This window comes from Curtobacterium sp. MCLR17_040 (genome assembly GCF_003234735.1).
In the GTDB taxonomy this organism is placed as follows: Bacteria; Actinomycetota; Actinomycetes; order Actinomycetales; family Microbacteriaceae; genus Curtobacterium; species Curtobacterium flaccumfaciens.
Genome location: NZ_QKTE01000001.1, coordinates 339,885 through 365,219, shown reverse-complemented (window position 1 = coordinate 365,219; position 25,335 = coordinate 339,885). Strand labels below are relative to the sequence as shown.

Below are 25,335 nucleotides of genomic sequence, written 5' to 3'. Positions count from 1 at the left end.
GGTTTCGCGCTCACCGACATCGCACGCCTGCCCGGCCCCGCGACCTGTCGCTCAGCCCGAAACATCGGCTGCAGGGACGCCCGCACCGACGCCCGCGCCCGCGCCGACCCCGGCCAGCGCCGCCGCCAGGTCGGCCTGCACCAGGTCGCCGTGCACCGCCGCACCCGTCTGGGTGCCGGCAGCCGCCGACGCGATGACCGTCGCCATCGGGGCCGTCACGTTGCCGGCTGCGTAGACCCCGCGCACGGCGGTCTGCCCGGCGGCGTCCACGGTCAGCGCGGTCGCGAACCGGTGGTCACCCATGAACTGGTCGGTGGCGTCGAGGCCGAGCCCGGACAGGAACGCCACCCGCGCCTCGGGCCGGCTCGCCGTGGCCAGGGCATCGAGCTCGACGAACGACCCGTCGCCGAGCCGGACCCCGGTCAACCGGTCACCATCGGAGACCACGGCGGCGACCGGTGCCTGAGCCACCGAGATGCCACGGGCCGCCAAACCGGCCAGGGCGGTGTCGTCCATCAGCGCCGGATCGGTCAGGAACACGATCACCCGATCGCTCAGCGCCCGGAACATGAGCGCGTGGTGTGCGCCGTTCGGCGTCGTGACGAGGACCCCGATCCGCTGGTCGCGGATCTCCCACCCGTGGCAGAACGGGCAGTGCACGACCCCGCGCCCCCACTGCTCGGCCAGGCCCGGGACCTCCGGCAGGACGTCCACGGCGCCGGAGGCGACGACCAGTCTGCGCGCCGTGACGACCTCGCCCGAGTCCAGCGTGACCGAGAAGCCGACCGGGTCGTGACCGTCACCGGTCGTGGCGGACGTGGCCACGATCCTCCCGGCGGTGACCTGGACACCGTAGGCGGCGACCTCGTCGCGACCGATGCGGAGCAGCTCGGCGGGCGCGACGCCCTCGTGGCCGAGGTAGTTGTGCGCGCCGGCCGCCGGGGCGTTGCGGGGCTCGCCGGAGTCGACGACGAGCACCGAGCGCCGCGAACGGCCGAGGATGAGGGCGGTGGAGAGGCCGGCGGCGGAGCCGCCGATGACGATGACGTCGAAGTGTGCAGGCATGCGCTGATCATGCGGCGGGTCGAGCGTGAACAGCAACGAAGTTTGCCGGTGTGGCAACATGGCCGCCATGGGACACGGCAACCAGGACGCGACCACACCGCGCACGACGGCCGAGGTCGTCGACGGGGTCGGCCCCCGCCTGCGCGCGCTGCGTGCCCACCGCGACGTCACGCTCGCCGCCCTGTCCGAGCAGACGGGGGTCTCGGTGAGCACGCTGTCGCGGCTCGAGTCTGGGCAACGGAAGCCGACGCTCGAACTGCTGCTACCCCTCGCGCGGGCGTACCAGGTGCCCCTCGACGACCTGGTCGGCGCACCGCAGACCGGAGACCCGCGCGTGCACATGAAGCCCGAGGTGCACGGCGGCCGCGTCGTCGTGCCGCTGACGAAGCGGACCGGCGGGGTGCGCTCGTTCAAGCAGCTGTTCCCGCCGAACACCCCGGGTGGGGAGCCGTCGCTCAAGACGCACGAGGGCTACGAGTGGCTCTACGTGCTGTCCGGACGGCTCCGACTGGTGCTGGGGGAGCACGACCTCGACCTCGGACCCGGTGAGGTCGCCGAGTTCGACACCCACACCCCGCACTGGATGGGCAACGTGACCGACTCCGTCACCGAGGTGCTGTGCCTGTACGGGCCGCAGGGTGAGCGGGCGCACGTGCGGTCTCGACCCGCCCGCTGACCCGATGCGTCAGTCCGTGAAGACGTTCGCCACGACGTCGTCGAGCAGATCGGTCGTCTCGATGTTCGACTGCTGGATGTGGATGCCGAGGTCACCCCGCGTGAAGTACGTGTCGCCGTCCGTGACCGGGTACTGCGAGTTCTTCGAGACCTTCTGGCACAGGGACCCGTCGGACTCGTCGCCGCAGTCGTAGCCCTTCGCGCTGAGCTGCTCGAGCGCGTCGCGGGCTGCGGTCGGGTCGACGGCGTCGACCGCGATGGACAGGTACGAGATGTCGGCCTGCGGCTCCCGCCACACGCAGTACAGGCGCTTGCCGTCGCCCTGCAGCGCCGGGGTGAACGAGCTCTTCGGGATCGCGATCGGGTCCCCGACGACCGACGGGTCGTTGAGCGGTGCCGATGCGAACGCCTTGTCCCACTTGCCAGGGGTGATCAGGTCGGTGCAGCTGGCCGGGACGGCGGCGGTCTCGTCGCTCGGGGCCCCGGTGTCGGTGGGGCTCGGAGCGGTCGTGGTGTCGGTCGGGCTCGGTGCCGTCGTCGGGTCGGCTGCGGTGGTCGCGGTGTCGCTCGAGGGTCCGGCCGGTCCGGCCTGGGCGCAGCCGGTCAGGGCGAGGCCCGCCGCCAGCAGGGCAGCGAGCGTGATCGTGTGGCGCATGGTTCCCCTTCGTCCGGTCGCGTCAGGTCGTGACCGTCGCTCACGAACGTACCGACCGAGGGCCGCGGTGGCTGGGACCGTCACCGATTCGTTGTCGCCCGACCCCGTCGGTCAGCGGCTGCGCCACCACCGCCGCGACCGCGACTGCGATCGCAGCCGTCGCGCCCACCGGCGCACCGGGTTCGCCCGCCGGCCGTTCACGCGGAACGTGTGGAAGGCGCGTCGCGTCCGCACCCAGACGGACGGGAGGCCCGCCAACGGTCGCGCGGACACCTGCACGGTGAGCACGGGGTCGGCAACCACCCGCCAGGCCGGGTCGAGCTGCATGCTCAGGTCGACGTCGTCGTGCACCTCGGCGTCGTCGCGGTGCGCTCGCCCACCGACCGCGGCCCAGGTCGACCGGCGCATCGCCATGGCGGACCCGAACAGCGGCGGGTGCCCGAGCGCGCTCCACATCAGGACGAAGTACGGGCCCATGTACACGGCGTTCCACAGTCGGCGCACCACGGCGCCACCGTTCCGCGGCCGGCCCGGACCGGTGACCGCGACGACCTCGGGGTCGGCGAGCAGCCGGACCGCGTCGGCGATCCACGTCGGCGGTGGGACGGAGTCGGCGTCGAGCCGCACGACGACGTCGCCGGACGCACGGTCGTAGCCGCGCGCCGAGGCCCGGGCGATCCCGCGCACCGGCTCCGTGAGCACGACCGCACCGGCGTCCCGGGCGACCGCCGCGCTGTCGTCGGAGCTGCCGTTGTCGACCACGACGACCTCGTCGGCCGGCCGGGTCTGGGCCGCGAGGGCGGCGAGGCACCGGCGCAGGTGCACGGCGTCGTCCCGCACGGGGATCACGACCGAGACTCGGGGCACCCGTCGATCCAACCGGCTTCCACCTGTGCGGATTGCCGGACCGCGTTTCCCGGTGATCCTGGGACCGGACCAAGAGGGCACGGCGCAAGTTCGTTGCGAAACGCCCCCGGTGCACGCCGGGGACGACGACAACCGGAAGGCCGACCATGACCACGAACCCACCCGGGAACGACTCCGGGACGCCCATCCACGACCGCACCGCAGCCTCCGAGGGCCACGAGGTCGCCCCCGGCGTGACCGTGCCGTCGTACGCCAGCGGAACCCCCGCCGCGCGACCCACCGACCCCGGTGCGCCCCAGACCTACGACCCGTACGGCGACAGCGCCGCCGAGGTGCCGTTCGACGCACCCCTCGACGCCGTCCCGGCCGACGAGCAGCTCCCCGCCGTCCCGTCCGCGGCATCCGCCGGCAGCGTTGGTGGCTCCGGCAGCACCGGCAGCCGCTCCGGCTCCGGCAGTGACTCGGGCAGCGGCTCCGGCAAGGCCGACGCGGCCAAGGGTGCCGCGCAGGACGTCGCCGGCGACGCCAAGGAGAAGGCCGCGAACGTCGCGGGCACCGCCAAGGAGCAGGCGTCGAAGGTCGCCTCCGAGGCGACCGAGCACGCCAAGCAGCTCTACGGCCAGGCGTCCGAGAACCTCAAGCAGCAGGCCGGCGAGCAGCAGCAGCGCGCTGCCGGCGGACTCCGCTCCCTCGGCGAGCAGCTCGGTCGCATGGCCGAGAACGACGACGAGCAGGGCGTCGCCTCGAAGGTCGTCCGCGACCTGTCGGGCCGCGCGACCTCGGCCGCCGGGTTCCTCGAGAACCGCGACCCGGGCTCGCTGCTCGACGAGGTGAAGAACTTCGCCGCGAAGCGCCCCGGCACCTTCATCGCGATCGCCGCGGGCGCTGGCCTGCTCGCGGGACGCCTGACCAAGGCGCTCGCGACCGAGGTCAAGCACGAGAAGGAGGCCGGCGACGGCACCACCGGATCGGGGAGTGGCGTATGAGCCAGTCCGTCCCCGGCGCGACACCCCTGGGTGAACCGACGCCCGAAGAGCGCGCTGCGACCACACCGCTCGGTGAGCTGCTGTCCGACGTGTCGCGTGACCTCTCCAGTCTGTTCCGGCAGGAGGTCGCCCTCGCGAAGGCCGAGCTGACCGACTCCGCGAAGAAGGCCGGCAAGGCGGGCGGGATGTTCGGCGGCGCCGGACTCACCGCTGTGTTCGCTCTGCTGTTCCTGTCGATCGCAGCGTGGTGGGGCCTCGGCTACCTGATCGGCAACGCCTGGTCCGCCCTGATCATCGCGGTCGTGTACGCGATCGTCGCCGCGATCCTGGCCGTCCGCGGGCGCAAGGAGATCAAGGAGATCAAGGGCGCCCCACAGACGGTCGAGACCGCCAAGGAAGTCCCCGAGACACTCAAGCCCAACACCGGGAGGAAGCCATGAGCACCCCAGACGAGATCCGCGCCGACATCGAGCGCACCCGCGGCGAACTCGGCTCCGACGTCGACGCCCTCGCCGACAAGGTCAGCCCGTCGTCCATCGCCCACCGCCAGAGCGAGAAGGTGAAGGGCCGGTTCCAGGACGTCCGTGAGTCCGTGATGGGCGCGGCCCAGTCGGCCCGCTCGAGCGCCTCCGGTTCCGCCTCGGGCGCGACCGGCCAGGCGAAGGACGTCGCGCAGAAGGGCGTCGAGAAGGCGAAGGGCAACCCCCTGGCCGTCGGCCTCATCGCGTTCGGTGCCGGTTGGCTCGTGTCGTCGCTCCTGCCGACCACCGAGAAGGAAGAAGAGCTCGCCGGTGAGCTGAAGGACAAGGCTGCACCGCTCGTCGACGAGGTCAAGGAGCAGGCGAAGGACGTCGGCTCGCAGCTCGGCGACGTGGCGAAGGAGCACGCGCAGGACCTCAAGGGGACCGCGCAGGACGCCGCGCAGACGATCAAGGGCGAGGCGCAGGGGGCCGCGTCCGACGTCAAGGACAACGCGCAGGGTGCGGCGGACGACGTCCGCAGCAGCTGAGCGGAACCCCGTGACGGACAGGAGGCGCGGTGCCAGCGGGCACCGCGCCTCCTGTCCGTGAAGCGGTAGCGTTCCGGGCATGGACCCGATCGACGAGCTCGCTGCGGAGCTCCGACAGTCCATCGGCCGGGTCGTGCGTGCCGCACGACGCGAGGCGGACGCGCTGCCGGCCACGCACACCACCACCCTCGGGTTCCTGCACCGCGAGGGCCCGATGACGATCGCGGAACTCGCGCGCCGCCGCGGGGTGAAGCACCAGGGGCAGTCCCGCACGGTCGGCGAACTGGCCGAACTCGGGTACGTCGACCGGACGGCGTCGGCCACCGACCGCCGAGCCTCGGTGATCCGGATCACGGACGCCGGCCGGGCCGCCCTGCAGCGCGACATGGACGCCCGCACGGACTGGCTGGCCGACGCGATCCGCGAGGAGACCGACGCCGAGGAGCGTGCGCTGCTCCGCCGTCTGCCCGAGCTGTTCGAGCGGGTCGCGCGCCGGGCCGACTGAACGACTCCTCACCTCCTGGGCGATCGCAGAAGTACAACACGGCTGTACAGTTGTGCGCATGGAGTTGACGAAGTACAACCACGCCACCGTCGTCCTCGAGCAGGACGGCGTCACCCTCGTCATCGACCCCGGGGTGTTCACTCCCGAGGCCGTCGACCTCGTCCGCGGCGCCGCGGGTGTCCTCGTCACGCACGACCACCCCGACCACTTCGACATCGACGCCCTGCGCGCGGGGCTCGCCGCGAACCCGGACCTCGTCGTCCGCGGTCCGGAGACCGTCGTCGAGCAGCTCGGCGAACACCACGGCCGGGTCGCAGCGGTGCACGCCGGCGACACGATCACCGTCGGACCGTTCTCCGTCCGGGTCTTCGGCGAGCAGCACGCGGTCATCCACCCCGACATCCCCTCCACTGCGAACGTCGGCTACCTGGTGGACGACGCGGTGTTCCACCCGGGCGACGCGTACCTCGAGCCCGGCGTCCCGGTGCCGACCCTGCTGCTGCCGACGAGCGGCCCGTGGACGAACACCGCCCAGGCCGTCGACTACGTGCGCGCCGTGGCGCCGGAGCGGGCCGTGCAGATCCACGAGGCGATGCTGAGCGAGCTCGGCCAGCAGTCCGCCGCGCGCTTCCTCGGCCCGGACGGTCTCGGGCCGGTGCCCGTCCTGATCCTGCCGGCGGGGGAGACGATCACCGTCTGACGGACGCGGGCGGCCCCTGGGAGGCGATCCGGGCCTCCCGAGCAGCATGGTGGGATGGCCGACGCACCCACGACAGCAGTCCTCTTCGACATCGACGGCACCCTCGCCGACTCGAACTACGCGCACATCGACGCGTGGTGGCGGGCGTTCCTGGCGGCGGGGGAGTCCGTCGACGCCTGGCGGATCCACCGCGCGATCGGGATGGACTCGGCGAAGCTGCTCGAGACGCTGCTGCCGGACGCGTCCCAGGAGACCCGCGACACCGCGAAGCAGTTCCACACCGCCTACTACGCCGAGCAGATGCCGCGGCTCCGGCTGCTGCCGGGTGCACGCGAACTCCTGCAGGCCGTCGCCGAGGCCGGGCACGCCGTGGTCCTGGCGACCAGCGCGCCCGAGCACGAACTCGCCCGCCTGCGCGACCTGCTCGACGCGGGCGAGTGGGTCACCGCCGAGACCAGCTCCGAGGACGTCGAGCAGGCGAAGCCGGACCCCGGCATCATCCGGGTCGCGCTCGACAAGGCCGGGGTCTCCGCCGACGACGCCGTGATGGTCGGGGATGCCATGTGGGACGTCGAGTCCGCCGGCAAGGTGGGGGTACCGTGCGTCGGCGTCATGACCGGCGGCATCGGCGGCGACGAGCTCCGCGGTGCCGGGGCGGCAGAGGTGTACGACGACGCGGCGGCCGTGCTCGCGGCGTTCCGCGCCGGCGAGGGCCCGATCGCGGCACTCGGCCAGCGCGCCTGACGGGCGGCGCCGGTCGCGCCGGACGGGCGGCGCCGGTCGCGCCCGACGGTCGCCTCGGTTTCCGCGTCGTCGGTCGCCCGTGCCAGGATCGACGTTCGTGATCACGATCGAACGCGTGTCCTGGGACGACCCCCGCAGCGTGGTGCTCCGCGCCCGCATGGACGACGAGATGCACGAGCGCTACGGGTCGGCGAACGCCGGCGAGGACCCGGCGGTCACCGCCGAGCGGGGTCGTGCGCTGAGCGTCGACCCGTCGACCGTCGTCACGTCGATCCTGGCCGTCGACGAGTCCGGCGAACCGGTCGGGCACATCGCCGTCCGGCGCCTGGGTGACGAGGTCGAACTGAAGCGCCTCATCGTGCTGGCCTCCGCGCGTGGCAAGGGTGCGGCCACCGCACTGCTCGACGAGTGCGAGCGCGTCGGCCGTGCACTCGGCGCCCCGCGGCTCATCCTGCAGACCGGCGACAAGCAGCCCGACGCCGTAGCGCTCTACCGCAAGACCGGCTGGGACCAGATCGACGTCTACGAGCCCTACGCTGCGACGATGCCGTGGTCGTTCTGCTTCGAGAAGACGCTCTAAGTCGACCCGATCCAGATTGCACTTTCAACACGAGAGTGCAATTCTTGCTCGGTGAGCACCACCGAACGCACCCGCGCGCTGCGCCGACGCATGATCGTCGAGGCACGTCGGGCGACGGTCGAACACGGGCTGCACGGCTTCACGATCGAGCAGCTCTGCGAGACCGTCGGGGTGTCGCGCCGCACGTTCTTCAACCACTTCGGGTCGAAGGACGACGCCGTGCTCGGCATCGAGCTCAACGCCGACGTCGAGGCGATCGACGCCTACGCCGCGGGCGGGATCGTCCCCGGCGAACTGGACCCCCTCGGGTCGATCGTCGCGCTGGCGATCGACCAGTTCCACCGGGTCGGCATCGCCCGCGCCGACGAGGCCCTGGTCCGCCGCGTCTTCGAGCGGGAGCCGGCACTCGTCGCACGGTTCCTGTCGGCGACCGACGTGCAGCTCGCCCGGATCACCGTGGCCCTGCGGCGACGGTTCGGGTGGGACGACCCCGCCGACCGCCGACCGCGCCTGGTCACCGAGGCCGCGGCCGCCTTGATGAAGGCCACCGCGACCGAGTACTTCGACGACGCGTTCGACGAGGCCACCGGGCCGACGTTCGACGAACTGCTCACCGAGAACCTCCGCCTGCTCAGGGCGGTCACCACGACCGAACGGGAACACACCACATGAGCGCCACCGCGCCGGGCACCACCAAGCGTGCCCGCCCAGGCTCCGACGGCCCGCTGCTCCTGACGCAGCGTCGCATCTGGATCATCTTCTCCGCCCTGATCGCGGGGATGCTGCTCTCCAGCCTCGACCAGACCATCGTCTCCACCGCGATGCCGACGATCGTCGGCGAGCTCGGCGGCGTCGCGCACCAGGCATGGCTGACGACCGGGTACCTGCTCGCCTCCACCATCGTGATGCCCGTCTACGGCAAGTTCGGCGACGTCCTCGGCCGACGCAACCTGTTCCTCATCGCCATCGCGCTGTTCACCATCGCGTCGGCCGGGTGCGCGTTCGCCACGGACTTCACGCAGCTCGTGGCGTTCCGCGCCATGCAGGGGCTCGGCGGCGGTGGCCTGATGATCCTGTCGCAGGCGATCATCGCGGACATCGTCCCGGCCTCGCAGCGCGGCAAGTACCTCGGCCCGCTCGGTGCGATCTTCGGCCTGTCCGCCATCGGTGGCCCGCTGCTCGGTGGCTTCTTCGTGGACCACCTCACCTGGAACTGGGCGTTCTACATCAACATCCCGGTCGGCATCGCGGCGTTCTTCGTGGCGTGGTTCGCGCTGACCCTGCCGAACAAGAAGGCGACGAAGCGCATCGACGTCCTCGGCGTGCTGTTCATGTCCGCCGCGACCACGTGCCTGGTGTTCTTCTCGGAGTTCGGCGGCAGCAAGGACCACGGCTGGGACGCCCCCGAGACCTGGGCCTGGTTCGCCGGTCTCGTCGTCTCGGCAGCGCTCCTGGTGTTCGTCGAGTCCCGTGCGCAGGACCCGGTGCTCCCGCTGTCGTTCTTCCGCAACCGCACCTTCCTGCTGGCCACCGGCATCGGCCTCGTGCTCGGCATCGGCATGTTCGCCGCGATCGGCTTCGTCCCGACGTTCCTGCAGATGGCCTCCGGCACCTCGGCTGCGGTCTCCGGCCTGCTGATGCTGCCGATGATGGCCGGTCTGATCGGCACCTCGATCGCCTCGGGTGTCCTGATCACCAAGACCGGGCGCTACCGGATGTTCCCGATCGTCGGCACGGTCCTGGTGGCCATCGCGATGCTCGCGATGACCCAGCTGGCGGCGGACACCCCGATCTGGCTCATCTGCGCGTACCTGTTCGTCTTCGGTGCGGGGCTCGGCCTGATCATGCAGGTGGTCGTCCTCGTCGCGCAGAACGCCGTCCCCGCCGAGCAGGTCGGTACCGCCACGTCGACGAACAACTACTTCCGCGAAGTCGGCGCCTCCCTCGGCACGGCCGTCTTCGGCGCGCTCTTCACCGCGCGGCTCACGACGTCGCTGACCGACGTGTTCCGCGGTGCCGGCGGTTCGGCGACCGATGCGGCGTCCTCGGCGGGGAGCATCGACCCGTCGACCGTCGCGGGCTTGCCTCCTGCGGTGCAGGACGGTGTCGTGAACGCGTACGCCGACTCGCTCGCACCGGTGTTCTGGTACCTGCTGCCGTTCATCGCGGTGGCGTTCCTGCTCGCGCTCTTCCTGCCGCAGATCACGCTCTCCGACACGGCCGGCATGGTCGCCCGTGGCGAGGCCGTCGGCGGCGAGGAGGCCGACGAGCTCGAGCGCGCGCAGCGTGCTGCGCGCGCGGAGCACGCGGCGGCGGAGCCGACGGACCGCACGCAGCAGTAGCCCGCCTCGCGAAAGCGACAGATCTGCGCGGAACGTCCGCGGACATCTGTCGCTTTCGCGGTCCTGCCGGTCGGTGGGCGGCGAGATCTGTCGCCATGGCGGGGTGGTCGCGCCCGTCGCTCCCTGGAGGCGCGGTGCGGGCTGGCACCGGGCCTCCCGTCCGGCGCGTCCGCGCCCACGGCGCGTGGCCAGCCCGCCTCCTTCGCGAAAGCGACAGTTCTCCGCGGAACATCCGCGTCGAACTGTCGCTTTCGCGGACCTGCCGCCTCGGACGTGCGACATCTGTCGCTTTCGCGGGCCCCGGCTCGGGCGCCGGCGCGGCGCGCTACGCGCCGGTGCTCGCGCGCGGCACGAGCCGCGTCGGCAGGGCCGCGGGCTCGGCGGCCGTGCCGTCGAGCGTCGCGAGGAGCCGCAGCGCCGCAGCCCGACCGAGGTCGGCGCCGGGCAGCGCCACGCTCGTCAGGGCCGGCGCGGTGACCGACGAGGACGGCAGGTCGTCGAAGCCCGCGACCGCGAGTGCGCCGGGGACGGCGATGCCGAGCGCACCGGCGACCCGCAGGACTCCGTAGGCCAGGGTGTCCGCGGCCGCGACGACGGCGGTGACGTCGTCGTCCTGCCAGGCCTCGATGACGTGCTCGGTGGCCGAGGCCGCGGCCTCCACGGTCAGGTCGGCGCGCGCGGTGACCTCGGAGACCGTGATGCCGGCGTCCGCGCAGGCCTGCTCGAACAGTTCGCGGCGCACGCCGAACGTCGCCGCCCGCGAGGTGCCGTCGAGGTAGCCCACGTGCCGGTGCCCCTGGTCGTGCAGGTGGGCGACGAGGTCGTGCACGCCGGTGGAGAGGTCGTAGTTGACCGCCTCGGGCCCACCGGGGGCGTCGAGCAGCACCACGGGGACGCTCGCCGACATCGGCTCGTCAGCGGCGGGGGCGTCGACCAGGATGCCGGCCGGGCGGAGCCGTTCGAAGCGCCGGACGTCGGCCGCGACCGGCTGTGCACCCCGCTCGGTGACGGAGAGCACGAGCTGGAACCGGTCGCCCAGGGTGTCGCGGACGCCACGGATGACCTCGGCGAAGAACGGGTTCGACAGGTCGGGGGCGATGAACACGACGAGGTCGCCGCTGCCCCGAGCCAACGAGCTGGCGGCGTGGTCGACGACGTAGCCGAGGTCGTCCACGGCGTCGCGGACCCGTGCGGCGATGGGGGCGGAGACCCGCCCGCGGTCCTTGCCGTTCACGACGAGGGAGACCGTGGCGATGCTCGTGCCCGCACGCTCGGCCACCATCGCAGCGGTCACTCGACGGCTCGGAACGGCGGGGGAGGGCACCCGTCGATGCTAGCGAGCGTGGTGGTCGAACTTGACGTCAAGCGTTTGACGTGTTTCGATGTCAAACGCTTGACGCGCCGCGTCGCCAGCGCTCTGCCGGCCCGTGGATCCCCACCACGTCGAGCACTCACCTCGATTCCCCGAAGAAGTGGAGCGCCCAGCGTGCCCGATGCGACCCAGCCCGCCGCGAAGATCATCCTCGACTGCGACCCCGGCCACGACGACGCCGTGGCGCTCCTGCTCGCCCACGGCAGCCCGGCGATCGACCTGCTCGCCGTGACCACCGTCGTCGGCAACCAGACCCTGCCGAAGGTCACCCGCAACGCCCTGGCGGTCGCCCGCATCGCCGGCATCACGGGTGTGCCGTTCGCTGCCGGAGCCGCCCGCCCGCTGCTGCGTCAGATCGAGGTCGCACCGGACATCCACGGCGAGAGCGGCCTGGACGGCCCGATGCTCCCCGAGCCGTCGTTCGACCTCGATGAGCGCCACGCCGTCGACCTGATCATCGACACCGTGATGGCCCACGAGCCCGGCACGGTCACCCTCGTGCCGACCGGGGGTCTGACGAACATCGCCCTCGCGGCCCGCAAGGAGCCCCGCATCGTCGAGCGCGTCAAGCAGGTCGTGCTCATGGGCGGCGGCGTGCACGTCGGCAACTGGAGCCCGGTCGCCGAGTTCAACATCGTCATCGACCCCGAGGCCGCGGCCATCGTGTTCGAGGCCGGCTGGGACGTCGTGATGGTCGGCCTCGACCTGACGCACCAGGCCCTCGCCACCCCCGAGGTCGCCGCACGCATCGCCGGCGTCGGCACCGCCCCCGCCGGGTTCGTCGGTGAGCTGCTCGACTTCTTCGGCCAGACCTACAAGGACGCCCAGGGCTTCGACGCCCCGCCGGTCCACGACCCCTGCGCCGTCGCCTACGTGATCGACCCCACCATCGTCCGCGCCGTGAAGGTCCCGATCCACGTCGAGACCCAGGGCGCGCTGACCCTCGGCATGACCGTCGCCGACTTCCGCGCCCCCGCACCCGAGGACTGCCGCACGAGCGCCGCGATGGAGCTCGACCACGGCCGGTTCTGGGACCTCGTCGTCGACGCCCTCGAGCGCATCGGCGAGACGGCCGACACCGGCTGGACCCCACGTGCCGCCGCCGACGCCGTCGAAGCCGGCATCACCACGACCCCGGAGCACTGAACCCCATGACCACCACCTCGACGAAGAAGTCGATCGGCGCCCTCACCGCCGCGCTCCTCGCCGCGTGCATCGCGTTCCAGCTGAACGCGAGCATGCTCAGCCCCGCCCTCGTCACGATGGCGCGCGAGCTCAACACCGACGACGCCACGATCGGGCTGTCGCAGACCCTGTACTTCACGCTCGCGGCGCTGTTCTCGCTGTTCCTGCCGCGGCTGTCCGACATCGTCGGTCGCAAGCGCGTGCTGATCGGCATGCTCGCCGTGATGCTCGTCGGCAGCATCGTCGCCGCGCTCGCGGTGAACGTGCCGATGCTGTTCGCCGGTCGCATCATCCAGGGCGTCACCGGTCCGGTCGTCCCGATCTGCCTGCTCGTCCTGCGCAACGAGATCAGCGACCCGAAGCGCTACGGCGCCGCGCTCGGCCTGCTCACCGCGGTGAACGGCGGCATCGCGGGTGTCGACGCCCTGGCCGGCGGCTGGATCGCGACGAACTTCGGGTTCCGCGGGATCTTCTGGGTCATCGCCGTCGTCACCGTCCTCGCCCTGTTCCTGGTCGCCGTCTGGGGTGTCGAGTCGAAGCCCTCGGCCGGCACCCGGATGGACTGGATTGGCGTCGTCCCCCTCGTGGTGAGCGTCGGTGCGCTGCTCACGGCGTTCAACGAGGCCGGCAAGCTCGGCGCGGCGAACCCCGTGCTCGTGGTGGGTGGCGTCGTCGTCGCGCTCGTCGCCTTCGCGGTGTTCTGGGCCGTCGAGTCGCGGGTGCGGGAGCCCCTGGTCGAGACCCGGTTCCTGAAGCGCCGCGCGACCTGGGCGCTCCTCGCCACGACATTCCTCACCATGACCGGCGTCTTCGCCGTCGTCAACGGTCTGGTCACGTCGCTCGCGCAGAACGGGGACGCCGGCTTCGGGATGGAGGCCGACCTTGCCTCGCTCGTGTTCCTCACCCCGTACGCGCTGGTCGGCTGGATCGTCGGACCCTTCGCCGGGCGCCTCGCCCCCACCATCGGGTACCGCGCGGTCCTGCGCTTCGGACTCATCGGCAGCATCGTCTCGACGGTCCTGATGGCGCTCGTCGGCGTGCACTCCCTGCCGGTCCTGGTCACCGCGACGGTGCTGATCGGCATCACCTACGCCGGCATCGCGAACATCATCCTGAACGGCCTGGGCATCGTGCTGTCGCCGGAGTCGAACCCCGGGTTCCTGCCCGGGCTGAACGCCGGTGCGTTCAACCTCGGCGCCGGGGTCAGCTTCGCGGTCCTGCCCGCGCTGCAGATCGCGCTCGGCGTCGGCGGTTCCGCGGGCACCGCCGGGTACTCCGGTGGCATGCTGCTCGGGGCCGCGATCACGACCGTCGCGCTCGCGATCTCGTTCCTCATCCCCCGCCCGGAAGGCGCCGAGACCACGTCCGTCGCCCCGCAGAAGGAGACCGTCCGTTGACCGAGAGCATCGTCGTCGTCGGGTCGCTCAACGCGGACCTGGTGGTCCGCACCACGCGCTTCCCCCAGCCCGGTGAGACCCTGCAGGGCTCCGACCTCGCGATCCTGCCCGGGGGCAAGTCCGCCAACCAGGCGGTGGCTGCCGGGAGGCTCGGGGGCACGGTGCGCATGATCGGTGCGGTCGGCGACGACGGGAACGGTGCGCTGCTCCGCGACTCCGTCGCGGCTGCGGGTGTCGACACGACGCACGTCGCCGTCCGGGAGGGCGTCGCGACCGGCACCGCCGTCATCACGGTCGACGCCGCAGGCGAGAACACCATCGTGATCTCCGCCGGGGCGAACGGCACGCTGACGCCGGACGATGTGCCGACCGACGCCTTCGCCGACGCCGCGGTGCTGGGGCTCTGCCTCGAGGTGTCGATCGACGTCGTCCTCGCCGCCGCCCGGGCCGCGCACGCCGCCGGGGTCACGGTGCTCACGAACCTGTCGCCGTTCGGCGCCGTGCCGGCCGAGCTCCTCGAGCTGACCGACGTCCTGCTGGTGAACGAGCACGAGGCCGCGGCGCTCGGGGACCACGGCGTCGCGCGGTCGATCGTCACCCGCGGTGGTGCCGGCTGCGTCGTGCACGAGGGGGACGCCGAGCCGGTGCCGATCGACGCCGTGCGGGTCGAGCCGGTGGACACCACGGGCTGCGGTGACGCCTTCATGGGTGCGGTGGCGCTGCGTCTGGCGGCGGGCGACACTCTCGTCGACGCCGCTCGGTTCGCGGTGGGGGTCGGGGCGTACGCCGCGACCAAGCCGGGCGCACAGGCCTCGTACCCGACCACCGCCGAGCTGGAGGCGTTCCTGCGGGCGGAGGACGGGCCTCCAGGCCGTTAGCGTTGTCCCCATGCGCGTGGGAGTCCTCGACATCGGGTCCAACACCGGCCACCTGCTCGTGGTGGACGCCCACGGCGGCGCCGCGCCGCTGCCGGCGTCCTCGTTCAAGCAGCCGCTGCGGCTGGCCGAGCACCTCGACGACTCGGGCGCGGTGACCCAGCAGGGCATCGACGCCCTGACCGCCTTCGTCGCCGACGCCGTCCGCGTCGCCGAAGAACGCGGCTGCGAGGACATGCTCGCGTTCGCGACCTCGGCGGTGCGCGATGCCGGCAACTCCGAGGCCGTGCTCGCCCACGTCGAGGCCTCCACCGGGGTCGAACTGGCCGTCCTGTCCGGCTCCGACGAGGCCCGGTTGACGTTCCTGGCCGTGCGCCGCTGGTTCGGCTGGTCCGCCGGTCGCCTGGCGGTCTTCGACATCGGCGGTGGCTCGCTCGAGATCGCCGGCGGTGCCGACGAGGCGCCGGACGTCGCGTGGTCGATGCCGATCGGCGCCGCACGCCTGGCGCGCTCCTACTTCGCGGCCGGCACCCCGACCGAGGACGACGTCCGCCGCATCCGGCACGAGATCCGTGTGGAGATCGCCCGGGACGCCGGACGGCTGCTCCGCTCGGGGCGTCCGGACCGGGCCGTGGCGACATCGAAGACGTTCCGGTCGATCGCCCGCATCTGCGGTGCCGCCCCGTCGGCCGCCGGGCCCCTGGTGCCGCGCGCGCTCGACGGAGCGGTGCTGCGGCAGCGGCTGCCGGAACTGCTCACGATGTCGGTCGACGAGCTCGCGGCGCTGCCCGGTGTCTCACCGAGCCGGGCGCACCAGGTGGTGCCCGGCGCGCTCGTCGCCGAGGCGTGCCTGGACATCTTCGACCTGCCGGCCCTCGAGATCTGCCCGTGGGCGCTCCGCGAGGGCGTGATCCTCGAGCGGCTCGACCAGCTGTCGGTGCTCGGGACCCCGTAGCGCCCCGTCGGTCTAGCCGTTTGGCTGCGGGTCCGGCTGCCGTCGCTGCCTCGGCGGAGCGAGCAGCCACGGACGGATCAGCTTCGTCACGAACGGCAGCACCCAGAACGTCATGATCGGCGTGAGCACGACGGTCGTGATGAGCACCCGGGGCAGGATCGCGACGTGCGCGAACGCGGGGACGAGCCAGGCCGTCAGGTACGTGAACGCGAGGTTGACCGGGAAGAAGCCGAGCCAGATGCTCACGGACTGCTTCCACCGCGGGGGAGCGCTCGAGGCCGGGGCGTCCTGCGGCACGTCGAACCACCCCTCGATGCCGGTGCGCTTCTCGACGCGGGACTCCACCACCAGGTCACGGCCGAGGTCGAGCCAGCGCAGCCGGTCGTCGGAGTTCTCCCACGTGGCCAGGGAGTCGTGGTCGGCGAACCGGTAGAGCATGTGCCACTCGCGGGACTGCGCGGTGGAACGCACCCACCCCGAGCCGAGGAAGCCGGGGTAGCGGTTCGCCAGGTTCACCCCGGACTGCACCCAGCGGGTGACCTCGGGGATGCGGTCGGGTTCGACCAGGCGGGTGACGGAGACGGTGACGGGCGGGCCTGCGGTCTCGGATGACGACTGCAGGCTCCCAGGCTCTTGTGGAGTCATCCGACCAGTGTCGCGGACCCGTGTTTCCGGCTCGTGACACGTGCCTCGCGCGCCGGCTGAACGGATCCGCGTCGTCCTTCGACCACCGTCCCAGGTGGGTGCAAGACGATCATCTGGCGAACGCGCCACCGAGAGGACCCCGATGCCCCACCCCGAGCCCAGCACCACCCTCGTCGCCACCGTCGACGGGCCCGACGGCGGCACGTACGAGGTGCGGCGGCTGACGCTCCCAGTGGGTGCGTCGACCGGCTGGCACCAGCACGACGCACGCCAGACGGGTCTCGTGGTGCGCGGGGCGCTGACGCACGTCACCGAAGAGGCCACTCGGGTCGTCGGGCCGGGGCAGGCCCTGGTCGAGGAGCCGCGCATCGTGCACGACGGCCGCAGCACCGGCACGGAGGACGCCGAGCTGCTCTACGTCGCCCACCTGCCGGCAGGTGCAGCGGCGTCGACCCCGGGCGAGTCGCCAGCCAGCGAGGGGCCGGTCCGCAGCGCGCTCGTGACGGTCCCGCTGGGGCGGCCGCAGTTCGTCCACGCCCTGCGCTACACCGCGATGTACGCACCGAAGCCCTTCGCCGAGGCCCTGCTCGTCTACCGGGACAACGGCACGTACACGATCCTGTCCCCGGGTGAGGACCACCACGGCTGCTACGTCTCGGCGACCGATCCCGCCGAGGGGATGCGGCACGTCGCGTTCATGTCGTGGCCGTCCGCGGACTGGGGCCGGAACATCGCATCGCACACCCTGACCTTCGAGGCCGCGAGCGGCGCGTTCACCCAGGAGCTCCGGTTGCCGGGTGACCCGGTCCCGCGGGCGCAGTACGGGTACGCGGTGCCCGTCGAGGAACCGGATTCGATCGACACCGGCGCCGGGTGGGCGGCGCTCCGCCAGCAGTACGCCGGGGTGTTCACCACGCTCGAGCACCTGGCGGGCGGCGGGTCGACCGCGGTCTGACCCACGGACGGTCAGCTCGCCTGCTTCTTGGCGGCGGGCTTCTTGGCCGGGGCCTTCTTCGCCGGTGCCTTCTTCGGCGCCGACTTCGCGGGGGCCTTCTCCGTCGTGCTCTCGGCAGCCTTCTTGGCCGGTGCCTTCTTCGCCGGCGCCTTCCTGCCGGAGCCGGACGTGCCGGAGCCGGACGTGCCGGAGCCGGACGTGCCCGAGCCGGAACCGGACGACGACCGTGACGTCGACGACGAACGCGACCCCGAGCCTCCCGTCCGCTTCTTGTCGACGGACGCACGCAGGGCGGCCATCAGGTCGAGCACGTCTCCGCCCTCGTCGTCGTCCTCGTCGTCCTGGGCGCCGAAGGTCTTCTCGGTGTCGATGTCGTCGCCCGCCGCGAGCTTGGCGTCGATCAGCTGCTGCAGTTCCTCCTGGTAGGAGTCGGTGTAGCGGTCGGGGTCGAAGTCGGTGGACATGCTCTCGACGAGCGAGGACGACATCTTCAGCTCGTTGGCGCTGACCTTCACCGTCGTGTCGAGCGTCTTGAAGTCCGCGGCGCGGACCTCGTCGCCCCAGAGCAGCCCCTGCAGCAGGATGACCTCGTCGTGCACCCGGAGCACCCCGAGCCGCGTCTTCTGCCGCAGGGTGAACTGCACGATCGCCAGACGGTCGGTCTTCGCCAGGGTCTCGCGCAGCAGCACGTACGCCTTCGGCGAGCGCGAGTCGGGCTCCAGGTAGTAGGTCTTCTCGAACATCATCGGGTCGACCTGCTCGACGGGGACGAACTCGAGCACCTCGACCTCGTGCGACTGCTCCTCGGGAAGCTGCTTGAAGTCGTCCGCGGTGAGCACCACGGTCTTGTCACCGTCGTCGTAGGCGCGCTGGATGTCCGCGTACTCGACCTCGTGGCCGAACTCGCACACCCGCTTGTACCGGATGCGGCCCTTGTCGTCGTCGTGGACCTGGTGCAGGGACACGTCGTGCGTCTCGGTGGCCGCGTAGACCTTGATGGGCACGTTGACGAGCCCGAACGCGATGGAGCCCTTCCAGATCGACCTCATGCGCACATGATGCCCGCCCGCACGCGTGCGTGCCCGGAGCCGTCGGTTCCTCCACAGGTCCGCCGTCCGGGGGATCGTTCCACGGATGTCCGGTTCGCTGGACCGCCGCGAGGCCGGCGCGAGCACGATGGGCCCATGAGCCAGCTCGACAAGCAGGACCCGCGCGACCAGTTCCCCCGTCCGCCGTTCCCCGCGCAGACCCAGCAGGGGTCCGGGCTGGCGAGTGCGATGGACCCCGCCCCCGACCACGGCGAGACGAGCTACCTGGGCACCGGGCGGATGCGCGGGTACCGGGTGCTCGTCACGGGCGCGGACTCCGGCATCGGGCGCGCCGCGGCGATCGCGATGGCGAAGGAAGGGGCCGACGTCGCCCTGAACGCCCTGCCCGAGGAGCGCGAGGACCTCGAACAGGTCCGCGACGTCATCGGTGACCTCGGGCGCAAGGCCGTGCTGCTGCCCGGCGACCTGACGGACGAGGCATTCTGCGACGTCCTGGTGCAGGACGCCGTCAGCGAGCTCGGCGGCCTGGACGCGCTCGTGCTGGTCGCGGGCCACCAGCAGGTGCACGAGGACGTCACCGTGCAGAGCACCGAGGACTTCGACCGCACGATGAAGGTCAACCTGTACTCGCTGTTCTGGCTCGTCCGTGCTGCCGTCCCGCACATGGCGCCGGGCAGCTCGATCGTCACGACCAGCTCGGTGTCCGCGTACCAGCCCCAGGACCGCATGATCGACTACGCCGCGACGAAGGCCGCGATCATCACCTACACGAACGGGCTCGCGCGGCAGCTCGCCAGCAAGGGCATCCGCGCCAACACGGTGGTGCCCGGGCCGGTGTGGACGCCCCTGCAACCGATCAGCTACCCGGGCGACGAGATCGCGGCGTACGGCCAGGACACCCCGTTCGGCCGTCCCGCCCAACCCGTCGAGCTCGGCGGCGCCTACGTCTACCTGGCGGGGCCCGAGTCGTCGTACACGTCCGGCACGACCCTGACGGTGGCGGGAGCGACCGGGGTGGCGCTGTGAGTCCCGCCTCGCGCAAGACCGTGGTCCTGGTCGGGGACCGGCGGCTCGCGCTCACGAACACCGACAAGGTGCTCTACCCCGAGACCGGCACCACGAAGGGTCGGGTGATCGAGTACTACGAGCGGGTGGCGCCGTGGATGATCCCGCACGTCAAGGACCGCCCGGTGACCCGGAAGCGCTGGGCCAACGGTGTCGAGGGCAAGGTCTTCTTCGAGAAGAACCTGCCCGACTCGGCCCCCGACTGGGTGCGGCACCACACCATCCACCACTCGGAGCACGACAACGAGTACCCGATCGTCGACGACCTGCCGACCCTGGTGTGGATGGCGCAGCAGGCCGCGCTCGAACTGCACGTCCCGCAGTGGCGGTTCGGCCCACGCGGCGCGCAGCAGAATCCGGACCGGCTCGTCCTCGACCTCGACCCGGGTGACGGCGTCGGGCTGCCCGAGTGCGTCGAGGTCGCCGTGGCCGCGCGCGAGATCCTGCACGGCATGGGGCTCGACCCGTACCCGGTGACGTCCGGCTCCAAGGGCATCCACCTGTACGCGGCCCTCGACGGGAAGGCGACGACGGCGCAGGTCTCCGACGTCGCCCACGAGCTGGCCAAGGCCCTCGAGACGGACCTGCCGGACCTGGTGCTGTCGTCGATGAGCCGTGCCGAGCGGAAGGGCAAGGTCTTCGTCGACTGGTCGCAGAACAACGGCAACAAGACGACCATCGCCCCGTACTCGCTGCGCGGCCGCGAGCGGCCGACGGTCGCGGCGCCCCGCACCTGGAAGGAACTCGAGGAACGCGGGCTCGCGCAGCTCACGTTGGACGAGGTCCTCGAACGCCTGGAGGCCCGTGGGGACTTCCTGCACCCGGTCGCCTCCGCCTCGCTGGCCGTCGGGCGCGACGACCACGGTCACTGGGACAGCGACCGGACCGAGCGCGCGAACGACGCCGAGCAGCCCGCACGTGACCGGCTCGCCGCCTACCGGGCGAAGCGGGACGCCTCGAAGACGCCGGAGCCCGTGCCCGAGGGAGCGCCCACCGTGCGGAAGGACGGCACACCGACCTTCGTCATCCAGGAGCACCACGCCACCCGCGACCACTACGACTTCCGGCTCGAGCACGACGGGGTGCTGGTGAGCTGGGCCCTGCCGAAGGGCGAGCCGACCGACCCGGGCAAGAACCACCTGGCCGTGCAGACCGAGGACCACCCGCTCGAGTACGGGTCGTTCGAGGGCACGATCCCGAAGGACGAGTACGGCGGCGGCACGGTCACGATCTGGGACGACGGCACCTACGAGCTCGAGAAGTGGCGCGAGGGGCAGGAGGTCATCGTCACGCTGCACGGTCGGGCCGGTGGCGCTCGCCGTCTCGCGCTGTTGCACACCCGCGGCCGTGGCGGCGGGGACGAGAAGAACTGGCTGATCCACCGCACGAAGGAGCAACCCGAACGGCTGGCGGACGGCGGCGGCTCTGCCGGGCCGGCGGTGGCGCGACGGGCGGACCGGCAGCGGGACGGGCACGGCGATGCGCACCGCGCCGGGCAGCGACGGATCAGCGGGGCCGCGGACGCTGAGACCCCACCGTCGGAGCGCCGGACGATGCAGGCGACCCTGGCCAAGGGGGAGTCCCGGCTGGACCCGGCCGACTGGGCCTTCGAGATGAAGTGGGACGGGGTGCGCGCGCTGGCGACGGTCCGTGACGGGTCGGTGACCCTGCGCAGCCGCAACGACAACGACCTGACGGCCCAGTACCCCGAGCTGCAGGAACTGGGCGAGCGGGCCGGTGTGGACGGCGTGTTCGACGGTGAGATCGTGGCCGTCGACGATCGTGGCCGACCATCGTTCCAGCTGCTCCAGAACCGCATGGGCCTGACGAAGGCGCGCGAGGTCCGGAGCGCGCAGGAGACGACGCCCGTGCGGTTCCTGCTGTTCGACGTGCTCGAGGCGGACGGGCACGAGCTGACGCGGCTCGGCTACGACGCCCGGCGGCAGGCACTCGAGACGGTCGTGGACCCCGGCGGCGCGATCGACGTGCCGCCGGCGGTGCAGGGCGACCTCGACGCGGTGCTTGCGGCATCGCGCGAGCAGGGACTCGAGGGCGTGGTCGCGAAGAAGCGGTCGTCGAAGTACGCCGAGGGTCGGCGGTCCGAGGCCTGGCTGAAGCTCAAGCACCACGCCACGCAGGAAGTCGTCGTCGGCGGTTGGAAACCGGGCAGCGGTCGGCGTGCCGGCGGGATCGGGTCGCTGTTGCTCGGGGTGCCCGGCCCCGACGGGCTGGAGTACGTCGGCAAGGTCGGCACCGGGTTCCGTGACCGTGACCTCGACGAGATCGCCGGGGTCCTCGCACCGCTGGAACGGAAGACCCCGCCGTTCGTCGACGTCCCACGACCTGACGCTCGGGATGCGCACTGGGTCACGCCGAAGCGCGTCGGCGAGGTCGAGTTCGCCGAGTGGACCGGCGACGGACGGCTCCGGCAGCCGTCGTGGCGTGGGTGGCGCGTGGACAAGGACCCGGACGACGTCGTGCGGGAGACCTGACCCGCGCTCCGGCTTCGGCTCCACATGCGTGCGCATGGGGTCCGCCGCTGGCGAACATCCGTCCCCCGTACCGAGTCTGCGCGGGGGACAGTGTCGGCACCGCTGGCCACGATCGGCCATCGGCTGTTACGTTCGCCGGGACGAAGGGGGCTTCGAAGATGAACTCGAGCAAGTACCTGCCGCCCTACACGGCCGCAGAACGCGTCGCGATCACGGGGGACGACCTGTCACAGCGGACCGTCGAACCGGGCAGCGGCGCCACGGAGACCGAGGTCCGGTACGCGGACTTCCTCGCTGACGAGGACGACGACTGACCGGGGCGGTCTGAGCGGCTGACCGCCCGGCGGGCGGGACAGACCCGACGGCCCGCACGCTGGATCAGGGAGCGCACGGACCGTCGCCGGGGCACGTGACCAGCCGGTTCAGGGAGACCGACCACGAGGCCCCGCACCGGGCTCGCCGAAGCGCGACCGGTGGGTCCACTGGTGAGACGTGCCGAGTGACGGGATCGTCACACGAGCGGCAAGAAGAATCGCCGGGCGACCTCGATGGTCGCCCGGCGATCTCGTCTGTCCGGGGGGATCCTGTCGGATCAGGACGGGGTCAGGCCGCGGGTGCAGGGCCGTCGGAGGGCGCCGCGTGGTCGGCCACGGGCGCGTCTTCCTCGATGAGCTCGTCCTCTTCCGGCTCGACCACCTCGGCCGCGGCGGCCTTGGCCTCGTCGATGGACTCCTGGGAACGGCGGAGCAGGTCGTCGTCGTGTGCTGCCTGATCAGTCATGCCCAGCAACCTACGCGGGCGTCCCTGTGTCGGCGTCCCGACGGCGGGCTCCGTGCGTCGGGTCGTGCCGGCCGGTGTGCGGTGGCTCGAAGTCCACCGCGGACGTCGGTGCGGGCGTCGAGGGCATCGCCGGGGCGGCCGGGGAGCCGAACGCGTCGGCGGCGTCGAGCACCGCACGGGTGGCGGCCACGGCCGTCCGGAGTGCATCGCGGACGGGCATCGCCCGGTGCGCGGGGGTCCGGACCTCGACGCCCCACGGCTCGTCGAACCCGAGTTCGCGCACGGTCCGGACGAAGCCGGGCAGGTCCCACGCCCCGGCACCGGGCAGGTACCGTGCCGTCCGGGACTCCTCGGCGAGGGTCATCCCGCTCGGGGTGTGCAGCAGTCCGTCGCTCAGCTCGACGGCTGCGAGGACCCCGGGTGCGACGCCCTGCCGGATCGACGCGAGGGTGGAACCGCCGCGGAGTGCGTGCATGGCGTCGATGAGCAGGCCGCCGTTGGGGTGGCCGGCAGCGGCGACGAAACGGGAGGCCCGTTCGATCGTGGGCAGGTTCGACCACGGTTCCGGTTCGAGCACGAGCTGCGCTCCGACCGCCTCGGCCTGGTCGGCGAGCACGACCCAGTCGTCGGCCATCGTCGCGGGGGAGGCTCCGGGCAACGAGGTGTCGGCGCGCGCCACCACCTGCCAGGCGCTCAGCGTCGCCGCGGCCTCGAGCACGACCCCGCGGTCGGCGTCCTCGTCCTGGGTGCGGCTCGTGCACGTCCACCACCGGTCGAGTGGTCCGAGCTGGACCCAGACGATGCCGGCGGCGTCGAGCATGCGGCGCAGTTCGGCGAAGCCCGTCGTCGCGCGGACCTCGTGCAGGTCGTCGAGGGACAGCGACAGGCCGGCGAACCCGGCGGCGCCGACGGCGTGCACGCGGTAGCGGATGCTCTCGTCGCCCGCCCACGTCCAGGACGTGGCGAGCAGGTCGTGTTCCAGCACGGTGGTACCTCCGGCAGTCCCGAGGTGTCCGCGTCGCCCCGTCGCGATGCGCCGCCCCGTGTCCGCCGCGGGCCCCACCCGCGACGATGCCCAAGACTTACCCGTGCTGCCTGCGAACGCTCCCAGCCCGTCGACACATCGCCGACACGTGCTTCAGACGATCCGGGTCCGGACCTCGCCGACGCCGGCGATCGTGCCGACGAGCACGGCGCCGCGTTCGAGCACGCCGACACCGTCCGGAGTGCCGGTCATCACGAGGTCGCCGGGCGCGAGCGCCACGGACCGTGACAGCGCCGCGATCGTCTCGGCGACCGACCAGATCTGGTCGGTCAGGTCGCCCGACTGCCGGAGTTCCCCGTCCACCGTCAGCTCGATCGCGCCGCTGGTCGGGTCGACCTCGGCCGCCGGGGTGATCGCCCCGATCGGTGCCGAGGCGTCGAAGCCCTTGGCCGTGTCCCACGGCCGCCCGAGTCGTTTCGCCTCGGCCTGCAGGTCGCGACGGGTGAGGTCGATCCCGACGGCGTAGCCCCAGACGTGTGCGAGGGCGTCGGCGACGGCGATGTCCGTGCCGCCGGTGCCGATCGCGACGACGAGCTCGACCTCGTGCTCCAGTTGCTGCGTCAGCGGCGGGTACGGGGTGTCGGCCCCGTCGACCACGACCGCGTCTGCCGGCTTGGTGAAGAAGAACGGCGGCTCGCGGTCCGGGTCGTGGCCCATCTCGCGGGCGTGCGCGGCGTAGTTCCGGCCGACGCAGAACACACGGCGGACGGGGAAACGCGCGCCCGTCGTCGTGGGCACGGTCGGGAGGCTCGGGGCCGGGATGACGAGTTCGGTCACGGTCCCAGCGTGGCAGGCTCGCAGGGCATCGGTTCAGCTCTCACCGAAGGACGCCTCATACTTGAGCTTCCGCGCCCGTGCGCGCTCCTGGCGTTCGCGCCATTCGATGCGCATCTGCGCGAGTTCCGCCTCGGCGCCCTTCGCGCGCATGAGCGGACCGTAGTGGGGGCTCGCGAGGAGCCGTGGTGTCGTCATCTCTCGGTTGTCGAGCCACCGCTTGAACTCGTCATCAGTCAGCGTCGAGATCATCTGCGAGCACTCCTTCCTGTTGTCCCCGGGCTTTCGCTCGCGCTGCCTCGGAGTCAGCGAGCGCCGAGGACGTCCACGTGTCGTCGTCGGTCGTCCAACTGCGGGTCACCAGCGCAGCCGACATCACACCGGCGGCCGCGCGCTGTCCTTCGTCGTCCGAGGTCGCCCGGTCGGCGACCCACGACCAACGCTGCCACCACAGGTCGCGGTGCACCGAGAACTCTGCATTTCGCCGTCCTGCGCGCCCGTCGAGCACCGAGGCGACGAGCGCACCCAGCGCGACGGTCGCGCTCGTGACCGACACGAGCGCGCTGATCCAGCCGATGTCCATGCCGGAACCCTGACAGCACGGAACCGGCCACGCGG

General features: G+C 72.0%; 29 protein-coding genes. 18 read left to right on the top strand and 11 right to left on the bottom strand.

Annotation, left to right across the window (positions count from 1 at the left end; genetic code table 11):
- Nucleotides 1-51: 51 nt before the first annotated feature.
- Complete coding sequence (locus DEJ01_RS01735) at nt 52-1,065, bottom strand: NAD(P)/FAD-dependent oxidoreductase (protein WP_111092042.1); 1,014 nt, start codon at nt 1,063-1,065, stop codon at nt 52-54.
- Between the two features lie 58 nt (nt 1,066-1,123).
- Here DEJ01_RS01735 and DEJ01_RS01730 point away from each other — a divergent pair, with 58 nt between their 5' ends.
- Nucleotides 1,124-1,741, top strand: a complete 618-nt coding sequence (locus DEJ01_RS01730; RefSeq protein ID WP_111039782.1) for a helix-turn-helix domain-containing protein — start codon at nt 1,124-1,126, stop codon at nt 1,739-1,741.
- Nucleotides 1,742-1,750: 9 nt separating this feature from the next.
- On the opposite strand, the gene DEJ01_RS01725 is transcribed toward DEJ01_RS01730, so the two are convergent.
- Nucleotides 1,751-2,395, bottom strand: a complete 645-nt coding sequence (locus tag DEJ01_RS01725) for a hypothetical protein (protein ID WP_111092041.1) — start codon at nt 2,393-2,395, stop codon at nt 1,751-1,753.
- Nucleotides 2,396-2,506: 111 nt separating this feature from the next.
- Complete coding sequence (locus DEJ01_RS01720; protein ID WP_146247539.1) at nt 2,507-3,262, bottom strand: glycosyltransferase family 2 protein; 756 nt, start codon at nt 3,260-3,262, stop codon at nt 2,507-2,509.
- Between the two features lie 146 nt (nt 3,263-3,408).
- Here DEJ01_RS01720 and DEJ01_RS17870 point away from each other — a divergent pair, with 146 nt between their 5' ends.
- From DEJ01_RS17870 to DEJ01_RS01675, 9 genes are all read left to right on the top strand, one after another.
- Nucleotides 3,409-4,248, top strand: a complete 840-nt coding sequence (locus DEJ01_RS17870) for a hypothetical protein (RefSeq protein ID WP_146247538.1) — start codon at nt 3,409-3,411, stop codon at nt 4,246-4,248.
- Nucleotides 4,245-4,688: a phage holin family protein gene (locus DEJ01_RS01710; RefSeq protein ID WP_051597109.1), complete on the top strand. Its 444-nt coding sequence runs from the start codon at nt 4,245-4,247 to the stop codon at nt 4,686-4,688. Before DEJ01_RS17870 ends, DEJ01_RS01710 begins: the two co-directional genes overlap by 4 nt.
- Nucleotides 4,685-5,257, top strand: a complete 573-nt coding sequence (locus tag DEJ01_RS01705) for a DUF3618 domain-containing protein (RefSeq protein ID WP_111024914.1) — start codon at nt 4,685-4,687, stop codon at nt 5,255-5,257. Before DEJ01_RS01710 ends, DEJ01_RS01705 begins: the two co-directional genes overlap by 4 nt.
- Nucleotides 5,258-5,336: 79 nt before the next feature.
- Nucleotides 5,337-5,762: a MarR family winged helix-turn-helix transcriptional regulator gene (locus DEJ01_RS01700; protein ID WP_111055547.1), complete on the top strand. Its 426-nt coding sequence runs from the start codon at nt 5,337-5,339 to the stop codon at nt 5,760-5,762.
- 58 nt (nt 5,763-5,820) lie between these two features.
- Entirely contained in the window at nt 5,821-6,462 is a 642-nt protein-coding gene (locus tag DEJ01_RS01695) for an MBL fold metallo-hydrolase (protein WP_110865612.1), read from the top strand.
- 54 nt (nt 6,463-6,516) lie between these two features.
- On the top strand, nt 6,517-7,206 hold the full coding sequence (locus DEJ01_RS01690) for an HAD family hydrolase (RefSeq protein ID WP_111039777.1): 690 nt from the start codon (nt 6,517-6,519) through the stop codon (nt 7,204-7,206).
- Nucleotides 7,207-7,303: 97 nt separating this feature from the next.
- Entirely contained in the window at nt 7,304-7,786 is a 483-nt protein-coding gene (locus DEJ01_RS01685) for a GNAT family N-acetyltransferase (RefSeq protein WP_111092040.1), read from the top strand.
- Nucleotides 7,787-7,837: 51 nt separating this feature from the next.
- The gene (locus tag DEJ01_RS01680; RefSeq protein ID WP_258367298.1) at nt 7,838-8,458 is read left to right on the top strand and encodes a TetR/AcrR family transcriptional regulator; all 621 of its coding nucleotides are present in this window, start codon (nt 7,838-7,840) and stop codon (nt 8,456-8,458) included.
- Entirely contained in the window at nt 8,455-10,128 is a 1,674-nt protein-coding gene (locus tag DEJ01_RS01675) for an MDR family MFS transporter (protein ID WP_111092039.1), read from the top strand. The genes DEJ01_RS01680 and DEJ01_RS01675 overlap by 4 nt, the downstream gene beginning before the upstream one ends.
- 325 nt (nt 10,129-10,453) lie before the next feature.
- On the opposite strand, the gene DEJ01_RS01670 is transcribed toward DEJ01_RS01675, so the two are convergent.
- Complete coding sequence (locus DEJ01_RS01670) at nt 10,454-11,452, bottom strand: LacI family DNA-binding transcriptional regulator (protein ID WP_239001389.1); 999 nt, start codon at nt 11,450-11,452, stop codon at nt 10,454-10,456.
- Between the two features lie 162 nt (nt 11,453-11,614).
- Here DEJ01_RS01670 and DEJ01_RS01665 point away from each other — a divergent pair, with 162 nt between their 5' ends.
- From DEJ01_RS01665 to DEJ01_RS01650, 4 genes are read left to right on the top strand one after another with little or no spacing between them, the layout of a single operon-like run.
- Complete coding sequence (locus DEJ01_RS01665) at nt 11,615-12,646, top strand: nucleoside hydrolase (RefSeq protein ID WP_111092038.1); 1,032 nt, start codon at nt 11,615-11,617, stop codon at nt 12,644-12,646.
- Between the two features lie 5 nt (nt 12,647-12,651).
- Nucleotides 12,652-14,082: an MFS transporter gene (locus DEJ01_RS01660; RefSeq protein WP_111039774.1), complete on the top strand. Its 1,431-nt coding sequence runs from the start codon at nt 12,652-12,654 to the stop codon at nt 14,080-14,082.
- Complete coding sequence (locus DEJ01_RS01655; protein ID WP_111092037.1) at nt 14,079-14,960, top strand: ribokinase; 882 nt, start codon at nt 14,079-14,081, stop codon at nt 14,958-14,960. Before DEJ01_RS01660 ends, DEJ01_RS01655 begins: the two co-directional genes overlap by 4 nt.
- A gap of 10 nt (nt 14,961-14,970) precedes the next feature.
- Complete coding sequence (locus tag DEJ01_RS01650; RefSeq protein ID WP_111092036.1) at nt 14,971-15,912, top strand: Ppx/GppA phosphatase family protein; 942 nt, start codon at nt 14,971-14,973, stop codon at nt 15,910-15,912.
- A gap of 12 nt (nt 15,913-15,924) precedes the next feature.
- Here DEJ01_RS01650 and DEJ01_RS01645 read toward each other — a convergent pair whose 3' ends face one another.
- Nucleotides 15,925-16,557: an antibiotic biosynthesis monooxygenase gene (locus DEJ01_RS01645; RefSeq protein ID WP_111092035.1), complete on the bottom strand. Its 633-nt coding sequence runs from the start codon at nt 16,555-16,557 to the stop codon at nt 15,925-15,927.
- Between the two features lie 142 nt (nt 16,558-16,699).
- Here DEJ01_RS01645 and DEJ01_RS01640 point away from each other — a divergent pair, with 142 nt between their 5' ends.
- Nucleotides 16,700-17,512, top strand: coding sequence for a cupin domain-containing protein (locus DEJ01_RS01640; protein ID WP_111092034.1), 813 nt, complete (start codon nt 16,700-16,702; stop codon nt 17,510-17,512).
- A gap of 11 nt (nt 17,513-17,523) precedes the next feature.
- Here DEJ01_RS01640 and DEJ01_RS01635 read toward each other — a convergent pair whose 3' ends face one another.
- Nucleotides 17,524-18,561, bottom strand: a complete 1,038-nt coding sequence (locus tag DEJ01_RS01635; RefSeq protein ID WP_111092033.1) for a Ku protein — start codon at nt 18,559-18,561, stop codon at nt 17,524-17,526.
- 135 nt (nt 18,562-18,696) lie between these two features.
- On the opposite strand from DEJ01_RS01635, the gene DEJ01_RS01630 reads away from it, so the two are divergent.
- From DEJ01_RS01630 to DEJ01_RS18025, 3 genes are all read left to right on the top strand, one after another.
- Nucleotides 18,697-19,587 carry an SDR family oxidoreductase gene (locus DEJ01_RS01630; RefSeq protein ID WP_111092032.1) on the top strand — a complete coding sequence of 297 codons (891 nt, stop codon included), beginning with the start codon at nt 18,697-18,699 and terminating at the stop codon, nt 19,585-19,587.
- On the top strand, nt 19,584-22,118 hold the full coding sequence (locus DEJ01_RS01625) for an ATP-dependent DNA ligase (RefSeq protein ID WP_111092031.1): 2,535 nt from the start codon (nt 19,584-19,586) through the stop codon (nt 22,116-22,118). The genes DEJ01_RS01630 and DEJ01_RS01625 overlap by 4 nt, the downstream gene beginning before the upstream one ends.
- A 158-nt stretch (nt 22,119-22,276) precedes the next feature.
- A complete protein-coding gene (locus DEJ01_RS18025) occupies nt 22,277-22,432 on the top strand; it encodes a hypothetical protein (protein ID WP_164941141.1) in 156 nt (51 codons plus the stop codon).
- Between the two features lie 289 nt (nt 22,433-22,721).
- Here DEJ01_RS18025 and DEJ01_RS18020 read toward each other — a convergent pair whose 3' ends face one another.
- The 5 genes from DEJ01_RS18020 to DEJ01_RS01605 all read right to left on the bottom strand — a co-directional run bounded on the left by DEJ01_RS18020 (nt 22,722) and on the right by DEJ01_RS01605 (nt 25,300).
- Nucleotides 22,722-22,898: a hypothetical protein gene (locus DEJ01_RS18020; RefSeq protein ID WP_164941140.1), complete on the bottom strand. Its 177-nt coding sequence runs from the start codon at nt 22,896-22,898 to the stop codon at nt 22,722-22,724.
- A 10-nt stretch (nt 22,899-22,908) separates the two neighbouring features.
- Nucleotides 22,909-23,883 carry a sugar phosphate isomerase/epimerase gene (locus tag DEJ01_RS01620; protein WP_181438330.1) on the bottom strand — a complete coding sequence of 325 codons (975 nt, stop codon included), beginning with the start codon at nt 23,881-23,883 and terminating at the stop codon, nt 22,909-22,911.
- Nucleotides 23,884-24,036: 153 nt separating this feature from the next.
- Nucleotides 24,037-24,720 (bottom strand): fumarylacetoacetate hydrolase family protein, encoded by a 684-nt coding sequence (locus tag DEJ01_RS01615; RefSeq protein ID WP_111028610.1) that lies wholly within the window; start codon nt 24,718-24,720, stop codon nt 24,037-24,039.
- Nucleotides 24,721-24,753: 33 nt separating this feature from the next.
- Complete coding sequence (locus DEJ01_RS01610) at nt 24,754-24,969, bottom strand: hypothetical protein (protein ID WP_111092029.1); 216 nt, start codon at nt 24,967-24,969, stop codon at nt 24,754-24,756.
- Nucleotides 24,950-25,300 carry a hypothetical protein gene (locus DEJ01_RS01605; protein ID WP_111092028.1) on the bottom strand — a complete coding sequence of 117 codons (351 nt, stop codon included), beginning with the start codon at nt 25,298-25,300 and terminating at the stop codon, nt 24,950-24,952. Before DEJ01_RS01605 ends, DEJ01_RS01610 begins: the two co-directional genes overlap by 20 nt.
- Nucleotides 25,301-25,335: the final 35 nt, after the last annotated feature.

Bases quoted from the DNA above. Each gene is read 5' to 3' on its own strand.
- DEJ01_RS01705 (WP_111024914.1), top strand. From the start codon at position 4,685: ATGAGCACCCCAGACGAGATCCGCGCCGACATCGAGCGCACCCGCGGC.
- DEJ01_RS01635 (WP_111092033.1), bottom strand. From the start codon at position 18,561: ATGAGGTCGATCTGGAAGGGCTCCATCGCGTTCGGGCTCGTCAACGTG.
- DEJ01_RS01690 (WP_111039777.1), top strand. From the start codon at position 6,517: ATGGCCGACGCACCCACGACAGCAGTCCTCTTCGACATCGACGGCACC.
- DEJ01_RS01605 (WP_111092028.1), bottom strand. From the start codon at position 25,300: ATGGACATCGGCTGGATCAGCGCGCTCGTGTCGGTCACGAGCGCGACC.
- DEJ01_RS01675 (WP_111092039.1), top strand. From the start codon at position 8,455: ATGAGCGCCACCGCGCCGGGCACCACCAAGCGTGCCCGCCCAGGCTCC.
- DEJ01_RS17870 (WP_146247538.1), top strand. From the start codon at position 3,409: ATGACCACGAACCCACCCGGGAACGACTCCGGGACGCCCATCCACGAC.
- DEJ01_RS01725 (WP_111092041.1), bottom strand. From the start codon at position 2,395: ATGCGCCACACGATCACGCTCGCTGCCCTGCTGGCGGCGGGCCTCGCC.
- DEJ01_RS01645 (WP_111092035.1), bottom strand. From the start codon at position 16,557: ATGACTCCACAAGAGCCTGGGAGCCTGCAGTCGTCATCCGAGACCGCA.
- DEJ01_RS01650 (WP_111092036.1), top strand. From the start codon at position 14,971: ATGCGCGTGGGAGTCCTCGACATCGGGTCCAACACCGGCCACCTGCTC.
- DEJ01_RS18025 (WP_164941141.1), top strand. From the start codon at position 22,277: ATGAACTCGAGCAAGTACCTGCCGCCCTACACGGCCGCAGAACGCGTC.
- DEJ01_RS01640 (WP_111092034.1), top strand. From the start codon at position 16,700: ATGCCCCACCCCGAGCCCAGCACCACCCTCGTCGCCACCGTCGACGGG.
- DEJ01_RS01700 (WP_111055547.1), top strand. From the start codon at position 5,337: ATGGACCCGATCGACGAGCTCGCTGCGGAGCTCCGACAGTCCATCGGC.
- DEJ01_RS01660 (WP_111039774.1), top strand. From the start codon at position 12,652: ATGACCACCACCTCGACGAAGAAGTCGATCGGCGCCCTCACCGCCGCG.
- DEJ01_RS01730 (WP_111039782.1), top strand. From the start codon at position 1,124: ATGGCCGCCATGGGACACGGCAACCAGGACGCGACCACACCGCGCACG.
- DEJ01_RS01710 (WP_051597109.1), top strand. From the start codon at position 4,245: ATGAGCCAGTCCGTCCCCGGCGCGACACCCCTGGGTGAACCGACGCCC.
- DEJ01_RS01735 (WP_111092042.1), bottom strand. From the start codon at position 1,065: ATGCCTGCACACTTCGACGTCATCGTCATCGGCGGCTCCGCCGCCGGC.
- DEJ01_RS01630 (WP_111092032.1), top strand. From the start codon at position 18,697: ATGAGCCAGCTCGACAAGCAGGACCCGCGCGACCAGTTCCCCCGTCCG.
- DEJ01_RS01610 (WP_111092029.1), bottom strand. From the start codon at position 24,969: ATGATCTCGACGCTGACTGATGACGAGTTCAAGCGGTGGCTCGACAAC.
- DEJ01_RS18020 (WP_164941140.1), bottom strand. From the start codon at position 22,898: ATGACTGATCAGGCAGCACACGACGACGACCTGCTCCGCCGTTCCCAG.
- DEJ01_RS01695 (WP_110865612.1), top strand. From the start codon at position 5,821: ATGGAGTTGACGAAGTACAACCACGCCACCGTCGTCCTCGAGCAGGAC.